The organism is candidate division TA06 bacterium (genome assembly GCA_004376575.1).
In the GTDB taxonomy this organism is placed as follows: Bacteria; Hydrothermota; DG-26; order E44-bin18; family E44-bin18; genus E44-bin18.
Genome location: SOJN01000063.1, coordinates 1 through 16,642 on the forward strand (window position 1 = coordinate 1; position 16,642 = coordinate 16,642).

15 protein-coding genes, 1 tRNA gene and 1 other RNA gene are annotated in these 16,642 nt (G+C 50.8%); 16 read left to right on the plus strand and 1 reads right to left on the minus strand.

All coding sequences use genetic code 11. From position 1 onward, the window contains the following. Nucleotides 1-188 precede the first annotated feature (188 nt). Complete coding sequence (locus E3J62_04845; protein ID TET46174.1) at nt 189-1,712, minus strand: hypothetical protein; 1,524 nt, start codon at nt 1,710-1,712, stop codon at nt 189-191. 361 nt (nt 1,713-2,073) lie between these two features. Here E3J62_04845 and E3J62_04850 point away from each other — a divergent pair, with 361 nt between their 5' ends. From E3J62_04850 to rny, 16 genes are all read left to right on the plus strand, one after another. Further along, on the plus strand, nt 2,074-2,427 hold the full coding sequence (locus E3J62_04850) for a hypothetical protein (GenBank protein ID TET46175.1): 354 nt from the start codon (nt 2,074-2,076) through the stop codon (nt 2,425-2,427). Further along, nucleotides 2,424-3,083, plus strand: a complete 660-nt coding sequence (gene thiE, locus E3J62_04855; protein TET46176.1) for a thiamine phosphate synthase — start codon at nt 2,424-2,426, stop codon at nt 3,081-3,083. Before E3J62_04850 ends, thiE begins: the two co-directional genes overlap by 4 nt. 18 nt (nt 3,084-3,101) lie before the next feature. Next, nucleotides 3,102-5,759, plus strand: a complete 2,658-nt coding sequence (locus E3J62_04860; GenBank protein TET46177.1) for an AAA family ATPase — start codon at nt 3,102-3,104, stop codon at nt 5,757-5,759. A gap of 30 nt (nt 5,760-5,789) precedes the next feature. Then, complete coding sequence (locus tag E3J62_04865) at nt 5,790-7,178, plus strand: tetratricopeptide repeat protein (protein TET46178.1); 1,389 nt, start codon at nt 5,790-5,792, stop codon at nt 7,176-7,178. Nucleotides 7,179-7,181: 3 nt separating this feature from the next. Next, nucleotides 7,182-8,105, plus strand: coding sequence for a tetratricopeptide repeat protein (locus E3J62_04870; protein TET46179.1), 924 nt, complete (start codon nt 7,182-7,184; stop codon nt 8,103-8,105). A gap of 110 nt (nt 8,106-8,215) precedes the next feature. Beyond that, nucleotides 8,216-8,294: transfer RNA gene (locus E3J62_04875), tRNA-Val, on the plus strand. A gap of 50 nt (nt 8,295-8,344) precedes the next feature. Then, a complete protein-coding gene (gene thrS, locus E3J62_04880) occupies nt 8,345-10,267 on the plus strand; it encodes a threonine--tRNA ligase (GenBank protein TET46180.1) in 1,923 nt (640 codons plus the stop codon). Nucleotides 10,268-10,284: 17 nt separating this feature from the next. Further along, the gene (locus E3J62_04885) at nt 10,285-10,800 is read left to right on the plus strand and encodes a translation initiation factor IF-3 (GenBank protein ID TET46181.1); all 516 of its coding nucleotides are present in this window, start codon (nt 10,285-10,287) and stop codon (nt 10,798-10,800) included. Between the two features lie 9 nt (nt 10,801-10,809). Next, nucleotides 10,810-11,013: a 50S ribosomal protein L35 gene (rpmI, locus tag E3J62_04890; protein ID TET46182.1), complete on the plus strand. Its 204-nt coding sequence runs from the start codon at nt 10,810-10,812 to the stop codon at nt 11,011-11,013. An 11-nt stretch (nt 11,014-11,024) separates the two neighbouring features. Then, on the plus strand, nt 11,025-11,378 hold the full coding sequence (gene rplT / locus E3J62_04895; protein ID TET46183.1) for a 50S ribosomal protein L20: 354 nt from the start codon (nt 11,025-11,027) through the stop codon (nt 11,376-11,378). 865 nt (nt 11,379-12,243) lie between these two features. Beyond that, nucleotides 12,244-12,834 carry a hypothetical protein gene (locus E3J62_04900; protein TET46184.1) on the plus strand — a complete coding sequence of 197 codons (591 nt, stop codon included), beginning with the start codon at nt 12,244-12,246 and terminating at the stop codon, nt 12,832-12,834. A gap of 15 nt (nt 12,835-12,849) precedes the next feature. After that, complete coding sequence (locus tag E3J62_04905) at nt 12,850-13,080, plus strand: cell division protein ZapB (GenBank protein ID TET46185.1); 231 nt, start codon at nt 12,850-12,852, stop codon at nt 13,078-13,080. Nucleotides 13,081-13,157: 77 nt separating this feature from the next. After that, nucleotides 13,158-13,466, plus strand: a complete 309-nt coding sequence (locus tag E3J62_04910; protein TET46186.1) for a cell division protein ZapA — start codon at nt 13,158-13,160, stop codon at nt 13,464-13,466. Nucleotides 13,467-13,497: 31 nt separating this feature from the next. Next, a non-coding RNA gene (ssrS, locus tag E3J62_04915) (6S RNA) lies at nt 13,498-13,677 on the plus strand. An 11-nt stretch (nt 13,678-13,688) separates the two neighbouring features. Continuing rightward, nucleotides 13,689-14,981 carry a replication-associated recombination protein A gene (locus tag E3J62_04920; protein TET46187.1) on the plus strand — a complete coding sequence of 431 codons (1,293 nt, stop codon included), beginning with the start codon at nt 13,689-13,691 and terminating at the stop codon, nt 14,979-14,981. Nucleotides 14,982-15,054: 73 nt separating this feature from the next. Then, nucleotides 15,055-16,620: a ribonuclease Y gene (gene rny / locus E3J62_04925; protein TET46188.1), complete on the plus strand. Its 1,566-nt coding sequence runs from the start codon at nt 15,055-15,057 to the stop codon at nt 16,618-16,620. Nucleotides 16,621-16,642: the final 22 nt, after the last annotated feature.

A 16,642-nucleotide genomic window follows, 5' to 3' on the forward strand; every position in this document is an offset into this window, starting at 1 on the left:
TGCTTCGACTCGGTCTGCGAGTCTCGCAATGACAACTCTTTTCCTTTGTGGTGAGCGTGTGGTGTTATCACCTTCTCCTACTCACTCGAAAACAGAATACTAAACCCTCAAAACGCGTTTGGAAGCTGACGGCAGATAGCTGATAGCTGACACCTGTCCTTCAGCCTATAGCGTTACTAGTCTTACAACTAGAAGGAGAGTTTGATTCCCATTCCCGCCTGGGCTGTTTCGAGAATCTTGTAGAGGTCAATGCCTTGAGCCATCGTCTCCCAGGAGGTTCCAAGATATGTGAGTGTGTTCGCGCTGAGTGCTGCGTCGAATTCAAGAAAAGGAGTGAGCTGAAGAGATGTGCCAACTACGGCCGTGCCGGAGGGAACATCCATGTTAAGGTCGGCAAACTGAATGGTTCTTCTAGACAATTCGATTGTGGAATGGAAAGACATGACCTTGAGGGGCTTCACCTCAAGCCCGACAACAAGAAAATAGAGGTTTGAGGAATTCTTTTCCAGAGAGAACGATCTGCCTGCATCCACGGCGAGCGTTAAGATTGGGAAGTGTATGGCTGCTCCGATGCGGACCTTTGCCTCGGCAGGCATCCTGTAGATAGTGCCTTGCATGGCCATCTCCCCATCCTCCAGTGGTATTGAGGAGAGATCAACATCGATGCTTCCATATATCCTTCTCCCGGTTGAATCAACCTGTATATTACCGCCAAAGCCTTCTATGGTTGGTGTTCCCATGGCGATTGATGAGCTCGACTCGTACGTTGACGTGAGTGATACGGGTGTGTTCAGCTCTACAGCCACCCCGATCCCTGCGTGCTCCCCCTTTGCCTGGGTTCCCAGAACCAAGGCGACACAATCACCCTTGATCTGACCTGTACCGCTGTAGCCAAGCAGCGTCTGCCTGCTGATTGAGGCTGTTCCCTCAAGTTCTACGTGCCAGTCTCCCGAATCTGCAGGAACAGTCCCGGTCAATCTGCCCTCACCATCTATTTTGATGTCCGATTGGACATAGCCTTCTATTGAATAGAGCTTGATTCCAGCGCCGATACTAAATGGGCCCAGTTTGTGGGCCAGGGCAATCATCGTGGGTCTCTGGTCAAGCTCAGAGTCTATTTTTCCATCAAGGTCGAGTTGAACCTCACCCTCTATGTGGAAGACGACCGGGATTTCCACACCGTCTGGAAGTCCAGGTATCTCTTCACTGGTGAGTGTATAAGGGATATCCACGTCCAAAACCTGAAAAATGCTTTGGGTTCCAGATAGATGGATTCCAATATGTTCTGGTTCGAGAAATCCGAGACTTGCATGGAATATGGGCGTCCTGGCGGCGAGTGAAAATTGCTCGATTCCGCCCTTCCTCCTTAGGAGGAAATTCAGCGGCACCTTGACCTCGCCGACCATTTCTCCTGCGTCGAACGACAACTGGCTGTTTGATCTCCAGCTTCGCCCTCCAGCCATGGCAAGGGCAATCTCGAAGTTCTTCACGTCCGTGAGCGCAGCGGGGTTGATGGCCGCTCCTCTGATCCCCTCTGCCATTCCCACGTGGCAGGATTTGAGACTCAGGGCACTAAGGCTCAAAAAAGAAGGGCTTACAGATATGACACCCGTGAGCGAACCAACATAAGAGCTCTGCTCCTGTGCCAGGCCACCTGAGCTGATCATCATAATCAGAAGTAAACCAACGCTGATTGAAAACAAACTCTTCATTATAAATGTCCTATTGTGTTGTTCACTGCTATAGAATGCAAGAAACATGCCCACGATGCGACACTGGGTCATACCTAACCTGTGGCCTTAACTGGGATTAGCCCACCTGAAAAGAGACTGCCAGCGTGGGCCTGGGCCTTAGTTTCGCAAATTGCAATGTTTTATTTCTAGATTTGCAACGGTCCAATGCACCGGGCTATTCTGGAAAGTCTGAGATAAGCAGAGACGATTGTGCGGCGGTTGGATACGTCAATGGGGACATTGATATTGACTCTTTGACGGTTAGTCTATATAATAGTCTAAGGTGGAGAAAGGTTTACTGCGATTGTTTGATGCGAACGCGAATCGCGCAAGGGAGGGTTTGCGCGTCGCGGAGGATGTGGCGAGGCTCATCGCTTGTGATGAAGCACTTGCCGTCAAGCTGAAAGAACTGAGACACAGGCTGACAGAGCTTTGCTCTTCCGTGGTTGGCGAGGGCCTTCTTATAGCAGAAAGGAATAGCCAGGCTGACCTGGGTCGGTCGGCCGCGTTCGACTCGAAAAAGAAGTCAAAGGATATACGGGATCTTGTCCGGCGCAACATGAGGAGAAGCGAGGAGGCTTGTCGCGTCCTCGAGGAGACTTCTGGTCTGGTGGATGGGGACATAGGGGGCGGATTCAAAGAGCTCAGGTTTGAGATGTACGATATGGAGAAGCTCCTTTTGGAAAGGTTCTGACCGTGACCAGGAGGTTTGATCTTCTTCTCTATGCAATCACCGAGAAGAGATACTCAAGAGGCAGGTCTCTGATAGAATTGATGGAACCCTGTCTGAAAGGCGGGGCGTCGGTAGTACAACTCAGGGACAAGGATGCTTCCACAAGGGAGTTGGTGAGCGAGGCGATTGAGCTCAGGAATCTCACCCGCGCCCATTCTGCTCTTTTCATAATAAACGACAGAGTTGATGTGACTCTCGTAGTTTCCGCAGACGGTGTCCATCTGGGGAGTGATGATATGGAGCCTGCGCTTGCCCGCAACCTGCTCGGTCCTGATAAGATCATAGGGAAGACAGTGAGGAATGCAGATGAAGCTGGCGAGGCTGAACTTCAAGGGGTGGACTATGTTTCAGCCGGATCAATTTTCAAGAGTGAAACGAAGGATGCGCCGGTTATCGGGCTGGGGGCCCTTGAGAATATCTGTAAGGCGACCAATCTGCCCGTGGTGGCCATTGGCGGGATTAAGCTCGAAAATCTAGAAAGCATTTTCGCCAGAGGGGCAAGCGGAGTTGCAGTGGCAAAAGAGCTTCTTGATTTTCCGGACATAGAAGAAAGAGCGAAGAATCTCAGGACAGTCATTGACAAGCTAAATTCTGAAACTGCTGGCAAGCAGAAGTAAGAGAAGACAGGTGAAGAGATGGAAGATTTTTCGGAACAAGCCCAATCAGGGTCCGATTTAACGTTTCAGAACTTCGTTGCAGGAGAATGCAATTCGGCTGCCCTTGCAGCAACACGGGAAGTCTCAGAATCGCCTGGTATCAAATACAATCCTCTCTACATTTACTGCGGCGTGGGTCAGGGGAAGAGCCATCTTCTTCAAGCGCTGGGTTGGGACTTCAAGAGGAGAAACCCGAACAGCGCTGTTCTCCTTGTGAATGGAGAGGAGTTCTCTGAGGAATTTGGGCAGGCAGCGGACAAGCAGGCTTTCAGAGAAAGGTACTCACAGCCGGCCCTTCTTCTCATCGACGACTTTCACCTCTTGTCAGAAACTGCCAGAACCGAAATCCTGAGGATCTTCGAAACACTTCAGTCTAGGAAGAAACAACTGGTGCTCACTAGCCTTCGCAATCCACAAAGGATGACAATGGATGAGAGACTGAAATCGAGGATTGAGGGTGGCCTCGTGTGCAAGATTCTTCCCCCCGATCTGAATACGCGAATAGGTATTCTTAAGCTGAGGGCCAAGAAAGCAGGGGTGAGTATCAGTCAGAATGTTCTTGAGGAGATAGCGGGGAGGGTGATTTTGAATGTGCGCAAGCTGGAGGGCGCAATCAACAGGTTGGCAGTGCTCTCAAAGGCGAAGGGTGAGGAGATATCAGTCGAATTCGTTGAATCTGCGCTCAGAGACATGATACCCGAATTTCCCAGTGAGGGGGCGGCAGCTTATAAAGAACCGGTTGAAGGGGGGCAGGAGGAATTCGGCGACTTCGTCCTGGAAGTTGCGAAGACGATGTCAGTTATAAGGCAGGAGCCGTCCGAAGAAGCGAGAATGAGGGAGGCTTACGCTGAGAAGCTCTATGTTTGGGAAATGAAGGGATTCAATGTGGGCAGGTTGAAAGCTGCCATGGACAAGAAAATGGATGTTGTGGCAAGGGAATTCATTACATTCACGTCCAATGTGCAAAGGCTGATAGAACTCCAGAACAGATACGGCGCCCTAAATGCGAAACGTTTTCCAGATGAGCAGGCAGAGATAGAGGAACTCCTGTTCAATCCAGACGCTCTGGAGGAAGTGACCAGGCGCATAAATTGGCTGGAATCCAGAGTTTCGGCGACATCACTCGATCTCATAGAGGACTACACTTTCGAGAGATTCTCAGTAGATAGCCCCAATCAGGAGGCCCATAAGCTCTGCCGCTCTGTCGCGGAATCGCCGTGGACCTGTCCTGACGTGATATTCCTGTGGGGCGGGCAGGGGACAGGGAAAAGCCATCTCATCAGCGCAGTGGCGAGGGAGCTGTACACGAAACGAAGCAACATAAATGTTTTCTTGCTCCACGGTGAGATTTTTGTGGACGATCTAAAGATGGAAAGGGGAAGACATACGAGGGGAAAGTTGAGGGCGAGATGTCTTGAGGCAGACCTTCTCCTGGCTGATGACGTCCAGGCAATCTTTGAGAATCAGATCTCAGCAAACGAGTTCATGGCCATACTTGAACAGCGTGTTGAGCAGAAAAAGAAGATGATTCTTGTTTCCGATCTCCCGCCTGAGAAAACCTACATAGATCCGGGCTTTATGAGACTCATGTCGAAAGGTGTTGTCCACGAAATAGGTGCGCCCACCGAGAAGCTGAAGCAGGCGATCGCCTGGGACTACCTCCTGAGGAAAGAAGTAAAGGTCAGTCAGGGGGAGATAGAAGAGGTCTGTGCAGGTGTCAAAGACAACTTATGGGAACTGATGGACAGACTTGATCAGGTCGTAGGAGGGAGGCGTGGAGAGACTGCACTCGTGGAAGGTACTCCTGTTGTGGAAGACAGATCAGCCTACCGACCTGTTGTAGAGAAAGCCAAAGTCAAGCCTCCTGTGGAAGAGGCCGAAGAGGTGGCTGCTCCACCTTTAGAGGAACAAAAGCTTGATCAGGTGTTAGAAGAGAGGCCTGCGGAGACAATTCCTGTTGAAGGTACTCCCACCACAATAGACAGGTCAGCCTACGAACCTGAGCCAGAGAAGGCAGAACCTGAGCCTTCTGCGGAAGAGGCCGAAGAGACGCCTGGGCCTGATCTATTGGTGGAAGAGAAGCTCAGCGAGATTCATCCAGGTGAAGGTGCCCCTGCTGAGGAGGCAGAGGTCAAGCCCTTTGTCGAAGAGGCTGAAGGTGCCCCTGCTCCTTCTTTGGCGGAGCCCGGCCTTGACCTGGTGGTAAAAGAGAAGTTCAGCAAGATTCACGTGGATGAAGGTACTCCCGCAGAAGAAGACACATCTGCCCCTCGGCCAGCAGCAGAGGAGGTTGAGCCTTCTGTGGATGAGGCGGAGGAAGTGGCTGCTCCGCCCGCGGAGGAGCCCGACCTTGAAAAGGTATTGGAAGAGCGCTTTGGAGAGACTGTTGCACCGGAAGGTGCTCCTGTTGAAGAGGATAGGTCTGCGTACGAAACAGTGCCAGGAATGGCAGAAGAAGTGGTTGCTCCCCCTTTGATGGAAGGTGAAGAGAGAGAGCCGGAGGCGGAACCTGTTGCTGAAGCTGAGGTGCCTCCGAAAGAAGTAAAGGAGGGTCACCCATCTGAGCACGGACGGGCGGAAGAAATGATGGACGCAGAGTGGGATGTTGACGAAGAAAGGCTGATCGAAGGGCCGTGAACGGTCTTGGATGTGTCATAGAGGTTTTTGATGAGCATAGAAGGAAGTCTGGCTGAACAGTCATTGGTAACGGTTATACGTTCACTTGCGAACACCAACAGGACCGGGGTTCTGAATGTGACAAAAGGAAGTAGTATGGGGATGTTCTTTTTCGAGGATGGGAAGATATCCAGTGTTGAAATGGACCAGGTGGAGGAAGGTCTGGGCCGCAGGTTGCTAAAGAGCGGTTGGATAACGGAAGAGCAGCTCGAAGAGGCTCTAGAAATTGGAGAAAGTCAAGCTGAGAAGAAGCCTGTTTCAGATATATTGACCGACATGGATGTAGTCCCTGCTTCAGTCCTCAGGTCACACGTTGTGGAGCAGTTGGAAGAGGTCATTTCCAAGATTCTGACATGGAATGAGGGTTCATTCGTTTTCGATCCTTTTCCGTGGCCCGCAGATAAGCATTCGACTGTGGCGATAGATTCGGATGAGGTTCTCGTGGGGCCCATCAGAAAACTGGAGCGCGCAGAGGACATGGCAAAGATACTTCCACCGAAAGATGTGGTTCTGGTGCGTACGAAACACGAGCTCGAGGAAGAATGCCTCAATGCTGAAGAAAAAGAAGTTTTGTCCGCGGTGGATGGTTCACTTTCCATGAAAGAACTGATAGAGAAACATCAGGGAGACTCTGTTTCTACAGCGCGCGCACTTTGTGTTCTCTATGGTGCTCGGTTCATTGGAACGCAGGATGAACAGAAAATTGCTGGGGCGAAGAAAGCACCAAAGAGGGATGAACACGTGGAGATGGGGATTGCCTTTCTTGAAATGAAGATGTACGATGCGGCACAGCGCGAGTTCAGATGTGCAGTCGAAATGGATCCCAACTCAGCAGAAGTGAGGTTCTATCTTGGCCTAGCCTGTTACAAGCTCAACCTTTTCCGGGCGGCTGCCGACTATTTCGCTGAGGCTAGAGAATTGGGCTCCGCGAGCAATGCTGTGCTCAACGACATGGGTCTGGCGTATGAGAGGTTGGGGCATCTGGATAGGGCCAGGGAATGTTATGCAAAGGCGGTAGAAGCTGACGATGCCAACAGCACGTCCTATGTGAATCTTGGAATAGCGTGTTACAAAAAAGGTTTGTATGAGGAAGCCGAGAACGCTTTCAGACTCGCGATTAAAATGGGCTCTACGGCTTCATTGTGTCCATACTATTTGGGTATGATACTTGCTAGAAAAGAAGAATATGATGAAGCAGAAAAGATGTTCAAGTCTGCAATCGAGGCAAACCCGGGTTCTGTTGCTGCTCATAACAATCTGGCAGTAGTCTATGAACTAAAGGGAGACCGCAAGAGGGCCGTGGGCGAGTATGAGATGGCGTATGAGATCGATCCTGACTATCGAAAAGCCAAAGACAATTTGAGAGCTATTGGAGGTTGATGGTTGCCTGCAGGACTCCCCAAATACATTGAGACTTTCAATCTTCAGTTCGAGCAGATGAAGGAAGCTCTGAAAGTCGCAGAGTCTGAGAAAGACAAGGAATATGTCAAGGGCCAGATCCAGGAGCTTTACAGGCTGATTGAGATGCACGTACAGAGCCTGAGGAGGATTCAGAGGCTAATAAAGGAATTTGCAGCAAGAGAGAAGGTCCCTTCTTCTGCTGACTCTGGGCCTGAGCCGAAACCCGAGATGGATGAAAAGTCAAGAGGGGAGTTGACCTCCTTCCTCAAGAGTCTGAAGATTTCAGAAACAGACCTGCAGACCTTGAGGCAGAGAGGCTGGGAAATGATAACGGCCGGTGATTGGGACGATGCTCTTTCCGCACTTACGCGTACAGTGGAACTCGCTCCAGATGACGTGCGGAGTCTTGTTCTTCTAGGATGGGCATACTCAGGCAAAGAGATGTACGAGAAGGCAGAGGAGATTCACGCCCACGTGTTAGAGAGGGAACCTGAGCACGCGATGGCCCTGGTCAACCTCGGGTACATATCCTTGAAGAGATGCAACTATAGGGATGCGATCCAGTTCCTCTCAAAGGTCATGAAGCAGGACAGCGATAGTACGGCTCTCATATATGCACACTACTACATGGGACTCGTTTACATGGAAAGGAAGATGCTGGAGGATGCAGTTGGTTTTTTGAAGAAGACTGTTGAAATGGCTCCAAACCTACTTGAGGCATACTACAACTTGGGTCTGGTATATGAAAGGCTGGGTGAGTCCGAAAAAGCCGTGAATATCTGGCAGGACATAGTGGCGATAGACCCCGGTGATAAATGGGCTCAAATGGCTGGAAAGCAGCTTGAGTCCGTTGGGGACTCAAACCCTGAACCCGAGGAGTCCAAGCAGGGCGAGTTTTCGCCTTGACAAACAATACAATGGGAAATAATATACATGGTTTGGCGTTTCTGACATCACGTGTTCCTGAAGAAAAGAGCCTCGGGAAGGTGATAGGTAGTGGGCCGGGGAAGAGGATTGGGCGATTAGCTCAGCTTTGGTTAGAGCGCTTGCTTGACATGCAAGAGGTCACAGGTTCGAGTCCTGTATCGCCCACCATTTGAACAGGAGGTATTTCTGTCTTCTTCTGGTTTCGGTTGTAGAATCGAATGAAAAACATAGAAGTAAAACTTCCCGGCGGAGTCGTCAAACAATACCCGACCGGGATTAGATTGTCTCAAGTCCTGAACGAGCTTGGCGGCGACCTGAACGGGAGAGCTCTTGCGGCAGCCGTGAATGGTGAGGTGACAGACCTGTCCAGGGAGCTTCAGGATGATTCGCAGGTTCGCTTCTTCGCCTTTGACTGCGAAGAAGGGAAGGCTGCATATTGGCACAGCACGTCTCATATTATGGCGCAGGCGGTCAAGGAACTCTTTCCTGAGGCAAAGCTGGGGATAGGCCCTCCCATTTCTGAGGGGTTCTATTACGATTTTGATGTGGAGAAACCGTTTTCGACGGAAGACCTCAAGAAAATCGAAAAAAGGATGCACGAGATTGCAAAGGAGGATCTACCATTCCAGAGGAGAGAGGTGAGCAAGGAGGAAGCCCGAGCTTTGTTCAAAGAGAAGAATGAGCCCTACAAGATCGAGCTGCTCGAAGGCTTAGAAGGACAGGTTTCACTCTACGAACATGACGATTTCGTTGACCTGTGCAAGGGACCTCATGTCCCATCAACAGGAAGGATAAAGTCTTTCCAGCTCCTGTCAGCTGCCGGAGCTTACTGGCGTGGAGATGAAGCAAACAAGATGTTACAGAGAATCTACGGCATCGCATTTGAGAATGAAGAGGATTTGCAGAAGCACATCGAGCTTCTGGAAGAGGCGAAGAAGAGAGATCACAGAAGGCTTGGCACGGAACTAGACCTCTTCTCAATCCATGAGGAGACGGGAGCCGGGCTCGTCTACTGGCACCCTAAAGGTGCACTCATTCTTGAGTTGATAAGGGATTTCTGGAGGGAGGAGCACTGGAAGAGAGGGTATCAACTCGTCTCCACTCCTCACATAGCAAGTGGCAGGCTGTGGCGTTCCTCAGGCCATCTCGATTTTTTTGGAGAGAACATGTACGTGTTTGATGTGGATGAAGTGCCCTATGCTTTGAAACCCATGAACTGCCCCATGCACGTGGTCATATACAAGACCAGGGTGAGAAGCTACAGGGATCTCCCTCTAAGGTTTGCTGAGCTGGGGACTGTTTACAGGAAAGAGAAGTCTGGAGTTCTCCACGGCACATTGAGGGTGAGAGGGTTCACTCAGGATGACGCGCACATCTTCTGCATGCCCGAGCAGCTTGTGGAGGAACTTGTCGGGGTGGTGGAGCTTGCAAAGTACATGATGTCCTCGTTCGGGTTCAAAGAGTACAAGGTGAATCTCTCTGTCAGGGACCTGGCACAGAAGGAAAAGTATATGGGAAGCGACGAGGATTGGAAGAAGGCAGAATCTGCTTTGATAGAAGCTCTTAAGAAGGCAGACCTGCCCTATCACAGGGCTGAGGGAGAGGCCATTTTCTATGGACCAAAGATAGACATAGACTTGCTCGATGCTCTTGGGCGGCACTGGCAGGCGACGACAATTCAATTCGATTTCAATCTTCCCGAGCGGTTTGGCATAACCTATATGGGAAAGGACGGAAAAGAGCATACTCCCTACATGATCCACAGGGCCATACTGGGCGCGCTTGAGCGGTTCGTCGGAACCCTGCTGGAACACTATGCTGGCGCTCTACCTGTCTGGCTTTCGCCAGTCCAGGCGAAAGTAATGTCCATAACTGACGGGCAAGCCTCTTACGCTAATTCTGTTTCTGAGAGGCTGAAGAGCGAAGGGTTAAGGGTTGAACCTGATGTGAGAAACGAAAAGATTGGCCACAAGATCAGAGAGGGAGAAAAGGAGAAAATTCCATACATGCTCATAGTTGGCAAGAAGGAGGTTGAAACCGGGAAGGTTTCCCTGAGGAGGCGGCACGAAGGGGTTAAGGGCGTGATGAGTGTTGAAGAGTTCTTGAAACTTGCCGGTGAAGAGATTTCCAGCAAAGTCTAAGGGAGGTGATATAATAATTGGAGAAGCCAAGGGTCAATGAAAGGATAAGGGTTCCCAAGGTGAGAGTGGTAGGGGCGGATGGGGTACAGATAGGGATAATTGATACCAAAGACGCGATGGCAAGAGCAAGGGAGGCAGGGCTTGATCTGGTTGAGGTAGCACCAGTTGCCGAACCTCCCGTCTGTAAGATAATGGATTTTGGGAAGTACAAGTACGAGGAAGCCAAGAAGGAGAGGGCGGCGAAAAGGAAAGCGCACGCATTCCATCTGAAAGAATTGACCTTAAGGCCCAAGATTGAGGAACACGACTATCAGGTGAAACTGAAACATTTGCGCAGCTTCCTGACAGCACACAGCAAGGTTAAGATAACCTTGAAGTTTAGAGGGAGGGAGATGGCGCATCTCGATCTCGGGAAGAAGGTGCTTGACAGACTCGTCAAGGATTCAGAAGATCTCGGTTCTGTTGAGCATCCACTCAAGGTTGAAGGCAAGCGCATGATTATTGTATTGGCTCCGAAGATGCAGAAGAAATAGGATGGACACATGCCAAAGTTGAAAACGAGAAGATCTGTAGCAAAGAGGCTGAAGAAGACTGCAAAAGGGAAGTTCAAGCGTCAGAAGGCCTATCATAGCCACATCTTGACCAAGAAGACGAGGGCCAGGAAGAGAAGCCTGAGAAAGAAGACAATTGTGAAGGGACCTGAGAAGAAGAAGCTCAAAAGAATGGTGCCCTTCATAGGAAAATAAGGAGGAGAAACTTGGCCAGGGTTAGGAAAGGCCCGGCCGCCAAAGCAAGAAAAAAAAGGTGGCTGAAGGCAGCAAAAGGATACTGGGGAGGCAGAAGCAGACTCTACAGGACTGCTCGAGAAGCAGTGATGAAGTCGTGGTCCTATTCGTACAGAGATAGGAAGAAGAAGAAGGGTGATTTCAGGCGGTTGTGGATAATCAGGATAAACGCCGCGGCGAGGGAGCACGACTTATCATACAGTGCATTCATGTATGGTCTCAAGAAGGCGAACATTGCTCTTGATAGAAAGTCGCTGGCCGACATAGCAGTCAACGACACCAAAGGCTTCGCCAAACTGGCAGAGTTGGCAAAGAGCGGAGAATGACTTAACCGCTGTACGCCATACGCTGTACGACCCGTCAGACTGTCAGTTCTCAGCTGTCAGTCGTCAGCGAATCATTCGAAATTACGAAATCCCTTACAACCCTTCCCCGCACCTTCGAAATTAGGAAATTGAAAACCGTTTCACCCTCTCCTTAATCCTCTCCCTTGACACAGGGAGAGAAACGGATGGGGTCGGACGAAACTAGAAAATTGCCCCCTGGCATCCCCTTGGGGAAATGAAAGCGTCTAGTTGCATTTTCGATTTTCGGAGGGGGGGAGCAAGGCGAAGGGGAATTTCCGGAGCGAGGTCGGTAGGGTCGGGAATTTCGCAATTTCGTGGTTTGTGATTGGCACGGGGACTTCGTGAAATGGGGGCTCGTGAAACGGGGCGGGCCCCGTGTATCTCACTACATGAGAAACGGGGCAGGCAGGTGTAAACTCACAAACTTCTTGTGATTTCGTTGTTGTAGGGGCGCGGTCGCCGCGCCCTTTAGTTTGGGCAGGGAGACCCTGCCCCTACAAAGTCTCAAACCATGGGGACCTCGTGAAATGGGGGCTCGTGAAACGGGGCAGGCCCCGTGTATCTCACTACGTGAGAAACGGGGGGCCGTGAAACGCCCCAGGCAGGCAGGATGCACATGGACTTCTGTACTTTTTGGTTTCGGGGAACTGGCACTTCCTTCCGTTTGTTTTTCCATTCCTCCCTCAATTAGGTCTTTGTACTTCGCAATTCGTCCTTCGTACTTCAAGTAGCATGGTTCTGAAGTTCGTTACTGCTTATGACTAAATGAGTTACAGTCTGTCAGTTAATATTTCAAAAAAGGTGTTGACACATAGGTTGCTCAGTGATAAAATGCTTTTGACAAATGAGGTTATGGGCTGGGATCTGGCCGGCTGCTGTGCTTCTTCTCATTGCCAGCGGGTGCGGCCGTGGTTTTGAGACGCCCCATTGGCGCGTCGGACAGTGGGTTAGATACAGCGTTACCTCAAGTGGCGAGACCTGGCAGCTTGAGTACGCTCTGGTCGGCGAAGAGAAAGACGGAGAGTCCCAGCTGTTCTGGCTGGAGACGAGAAGGTTTGACGGGAAAGATACGCTCTTTGTAAAGTGGCTTGTTCCCGCCGGGCTCAACGGCCCAGCAGAGAGGGTCCTGGTCGGTGAAGGAACTTCTGCAGGTGTCATGGTAGATGGCCCAGGCCTGCCCCAGCAATCTGAAGGGGGAAGGTCTTCTGGTGGCCAAAGTCTGGCTGTTCTGGAGAGTGTGGAAACGCCGGCCGGCCCGTTTTTATCGGAGAGGTATGCAAAACCTTCCGGCCTGGTCTGGCTAAGCCCCAAGGTGCCTATCTTCGGGGTGGTCAGGTCAAAAGGTGAGGAAGGTGAGCTGATGTTGGTTGCATATGGACTGAAAGGAGCGACCAGCAAATTGACAGAGGCGCCCGGTATGATGACCATTCCCTGATAGGAGGGTCTGGAAGTGGATTCGGAGATAAAAGACATTGACATACTGGAGAAGAGGATCGGGGGCGCCGTAAAATTGATAGATGGTTTGAAGAAAAGGGAGGATGATCTAAAGAACAGATTGCGGATCCTCGAGGATGAGAACAGACTCCTCAAGGATCAAAGCAAGAGCCTTTCAAGAGGTCGTGAAGAAGCAAGAGTTAAAGTGCAGGCTCTGCTCGAAAAGCTGAAGCTTGCAGAGGAGTAGGTGTTGGTCACAGCAGTGAACATTAGCAGTTGTATAGTTGTTTCCGGTTTATCCAAGGAACACTCGCTGCGGGGTGGATGAAGATGCAAGATGAAAAGGAAAAGCCAGTAAGTGTAAGAATCATGGATAGTGAATACTCAGTCAGTGGAAGTGTGGACGAGGAGTACACTAAAGAGATTGCCAGATACGTTGATGAGAAGATGCGGCAGATTGCGAGTAAGCATCCCTATCCATCCTCGGCAAAAGTGGCAATACTGGCGGCTCTCAACATTGCAGATGAGCTGTTTGATGAAAAGAAAGCCAGGTCACAGCTTAAAGAAGAGCTGTCAAGGAGAGCCAGAGTAATGGCGCAGGCGCTTGAGCAGAGGCTCTCTACTGCTCCTTGATATACTGGATTTAAGAAGCATTCTATACAGAAGTTCCCTGTCGTGTTCGTGACGGGTGAATTGAAAATGAGCCAACACCTGACTCTAGGGAGCTCACATTCGAATGCGTAGGGCAGACCGCTCTGTGCGGAAGCGCGAAACAATCGAGAGGGCACCCACCTTGGAGAAAGGTTCATATCACTTCACTTGGCGGCACTGAGGCAGGGAACTTTTCTGTTTAACATGGAAGAGAAGATAGATCTTTTTGAGGAAGAAAGTGGTGGTCGGACCAGAGCTCCTCTGGCCGCAAGAATGAGGCCCAGAAATCTTGATGAGTTCGTAGGACAGTCTCACATCCTTGGTAAGGGCAAGCTGTTAAGGAGAATGATAGAGGCTGACCGACTCAGTTCGCTCATTCTTTATGGCCCTCCTGGATGCGGCAAGAGTTCCCTTGCCTACGCCATAACGGACATGACCACATCCCACATCAAGAGAATCAACGCGACCACCTCTGGCGCGTCTGAAATCAGGGCAATCTGCACGATGGCGGAGCGGCGAAGGACCGTACTTCTGGTTGATGAGATAAGCCACTTCAACAAGCTCCAGCAGGACGGCCTTCTGGCTGCGGTGGAGGAAGGAAATGTGATACTGATAGGTACCACTGTGTACAACCCTTTCTTCTCCATCATTCCGGCACTCAACTCCAGGTCGCACATATTTGAGCTGAAGCCTCTGTCCGTTGATGAGATAAAGGAGCTTATCAAGCGCGCTATCAATGACAAGGAGAGGGGTCTGGGGGAATACAGAACAGGAATGGCCGATGACGCATTGAACCACCTGGCAAGGTTTTCGGGCGGCGATGCGAGAAAGGCGTTGAATGCGCTAGAGATCGGCGCACTGTCCACCTCTGCTGTAAACGGTGTGGTGGAGTTTACGCTCGAGGTGGCAGAGGACTCTATGCAGAAGATGTTCTTTCGCTACGACACGGATGAACACTACGACACGATTTCTGCTTTCATAAAATCGATGCGCGGTTCGGATCCAGATGCCTCCCTCTACTGGCTGGCCAAGATGATAGCCTGCGGCGAGGATCCCAGGTTCATAGCAAGAAGAATCTGCATCTGCGCATCAGAGGATGTCGGTAACGCAGACCCGATGGCAACTGTTCTGGCCTCCGCAGCCCTGCACATTGTGGAAACAATAGGTCTGCCTGAAGCAGGAATAACGCTAGCCCAGGCTACCACGTACGTTGCGAGCGCTCCAAAAAGCAACGCATCCTACGTGGGCTACAGGGAGGCCACAACAGACGTGGAAAGTTCAAGGACGATGGAGGTTCCTCAAAACCTGAAGGAGGCAGGATACTCTGGAGCTCGAAGGCTGAAGAGGGGAGAGAGCTACAGGTATCCGCACGCCGCCTCAACGGGTTTTGTCGAACAGGAGTACACCCCAGAGAAGAGAACCTACTATCGTCCGACAGATAGAGGATATGAAAAAAAGATTCAAGAGTATCTTCGAAATCTACGGGCAGAAGAGTGAGATGGAGACGAGTCGTGTACCCTTTGGCTCATCAGTCTCACAAAACTCTGCCTGAAACGGGGGGGTGATAGGTGTGGACATAAGTCTTCTTTCAGTACTTACAAGTATGGGAATTGCGGCACTATTTTTCATTCTGGGTTTCTTTGTAAACAGGAAGATCGGCGAGCTGAAGCTGTACAATGCAAAGAAGATGGCTGGGAACATCGTTGAGGAGGCGAAGAAAGAGGCAGAGAGCTATAAGAGGGAGGCAGCCCTTGAGGCCAGAGACAAGATGTACAAGGCCAAGTTGGGATTTGAAAAGGACACTGCAAAGAAAAAGAGAGAGTTGCAGAATATTGAAAGGAAGCTCGCCGACAGAGAGAGCAATGTCGAACGCAAGAGCGACCTGCTTGCCAGAAAAGAGAGGGAGACGCAGAGAAGAGAGAGGGATCTTGCCCTCAAAGAGAGGACTGTGAAGGCGAAGGATGAAAGGTACAAGCAGCTTCTGGAAGAAGAGAATGCAAAATTGGAGAGGATAGCGGGGATGACTGCAGAGCAAGCCAAGCAGAGATTGATGGCAAACCTGGAGGCGCAAGCGAGGTATGAAGCTGCACAGATGATCAAAGAGATAAAGGACAAGGCAAGGGAGTCTGCGGAAGGGGACGCAAAGGAGATAATCACTTCTGCCATCCAACGGTGTGCAACCGACCACGTGGTCGAGTCGACTGTCTCGGTTGTCTCCTTGCCAAACGAAGAGATGAAAGGAAGAATCATCGGGAGAGAAGGGAGAAACATCAGGGCTTTCGAGACTGCAACCGGTATTGAGGTCATAATAGATGACACCCCTGAAGCTGTCTCCCTGTCCGGGTTTGATCCGGTACGAAGAGAAACTGCAAGACTGGCGCTGGAGACTCTGGTCGCAGATGGACGCATACATCCTGCAAGGATAGAAGAGATAGTGGCCAAGACGGAAAAGCAGGTTGAGGAATTGATAGACAAGACCGGAGAGGAAACGCTGCTGGAAATGGGGATCCCGGATGCCCATCCCGAGGTTGCCAGGCTTCTGGGGAGGCTGAAATACAGGACAAGTTATGGACAGAATGTTCTTCAGCACTCCAAGGAGGTAGCTTATATATGTGGCCTGATGGCGGGTGAACTCGATTTCGATGGCGCTATTGCCAGAAGGGCTGGTTTGCTGCATGATCTGGGAAAGGCCGTTGACCAGAGCCATGAGGGGACACACGCAAAGATTGGTGCAGAGCTTGCCAGGAAGTATGGAGAAAGTGATCTGATAATCAATGCGATACTCGCTCATCATGAGGACACAGAGCCCACGTCAGCGATAGCCACACTGGTTGCGGCTGCGGATGCTGTCTCAGGAGCACGTCCGGGAGCAAGGAGGGAGACGCTAGAGGCCTACATCAAGAGGCTCGAAAAGCTGGAGGAGATAGCGAACTCCTTCAGAGGTGTGGATAATGCTTACGCAATTCAGGCTGGTAGAGAGATAAGAATAATCGTTCAGCCTGAGGAGATATCCGATGTGCAGGCCGGGGAGCTTTCTTCGATGATTGCAAAGAGGATTGAAGCTGAACTGAAGTATCCTGGCCAGATAAAGGTGACGGTAATAAGAGAGATGAGGGCTGTTGGATACGCCAAGTAGTCAACGCGACAAAGGTGATCTG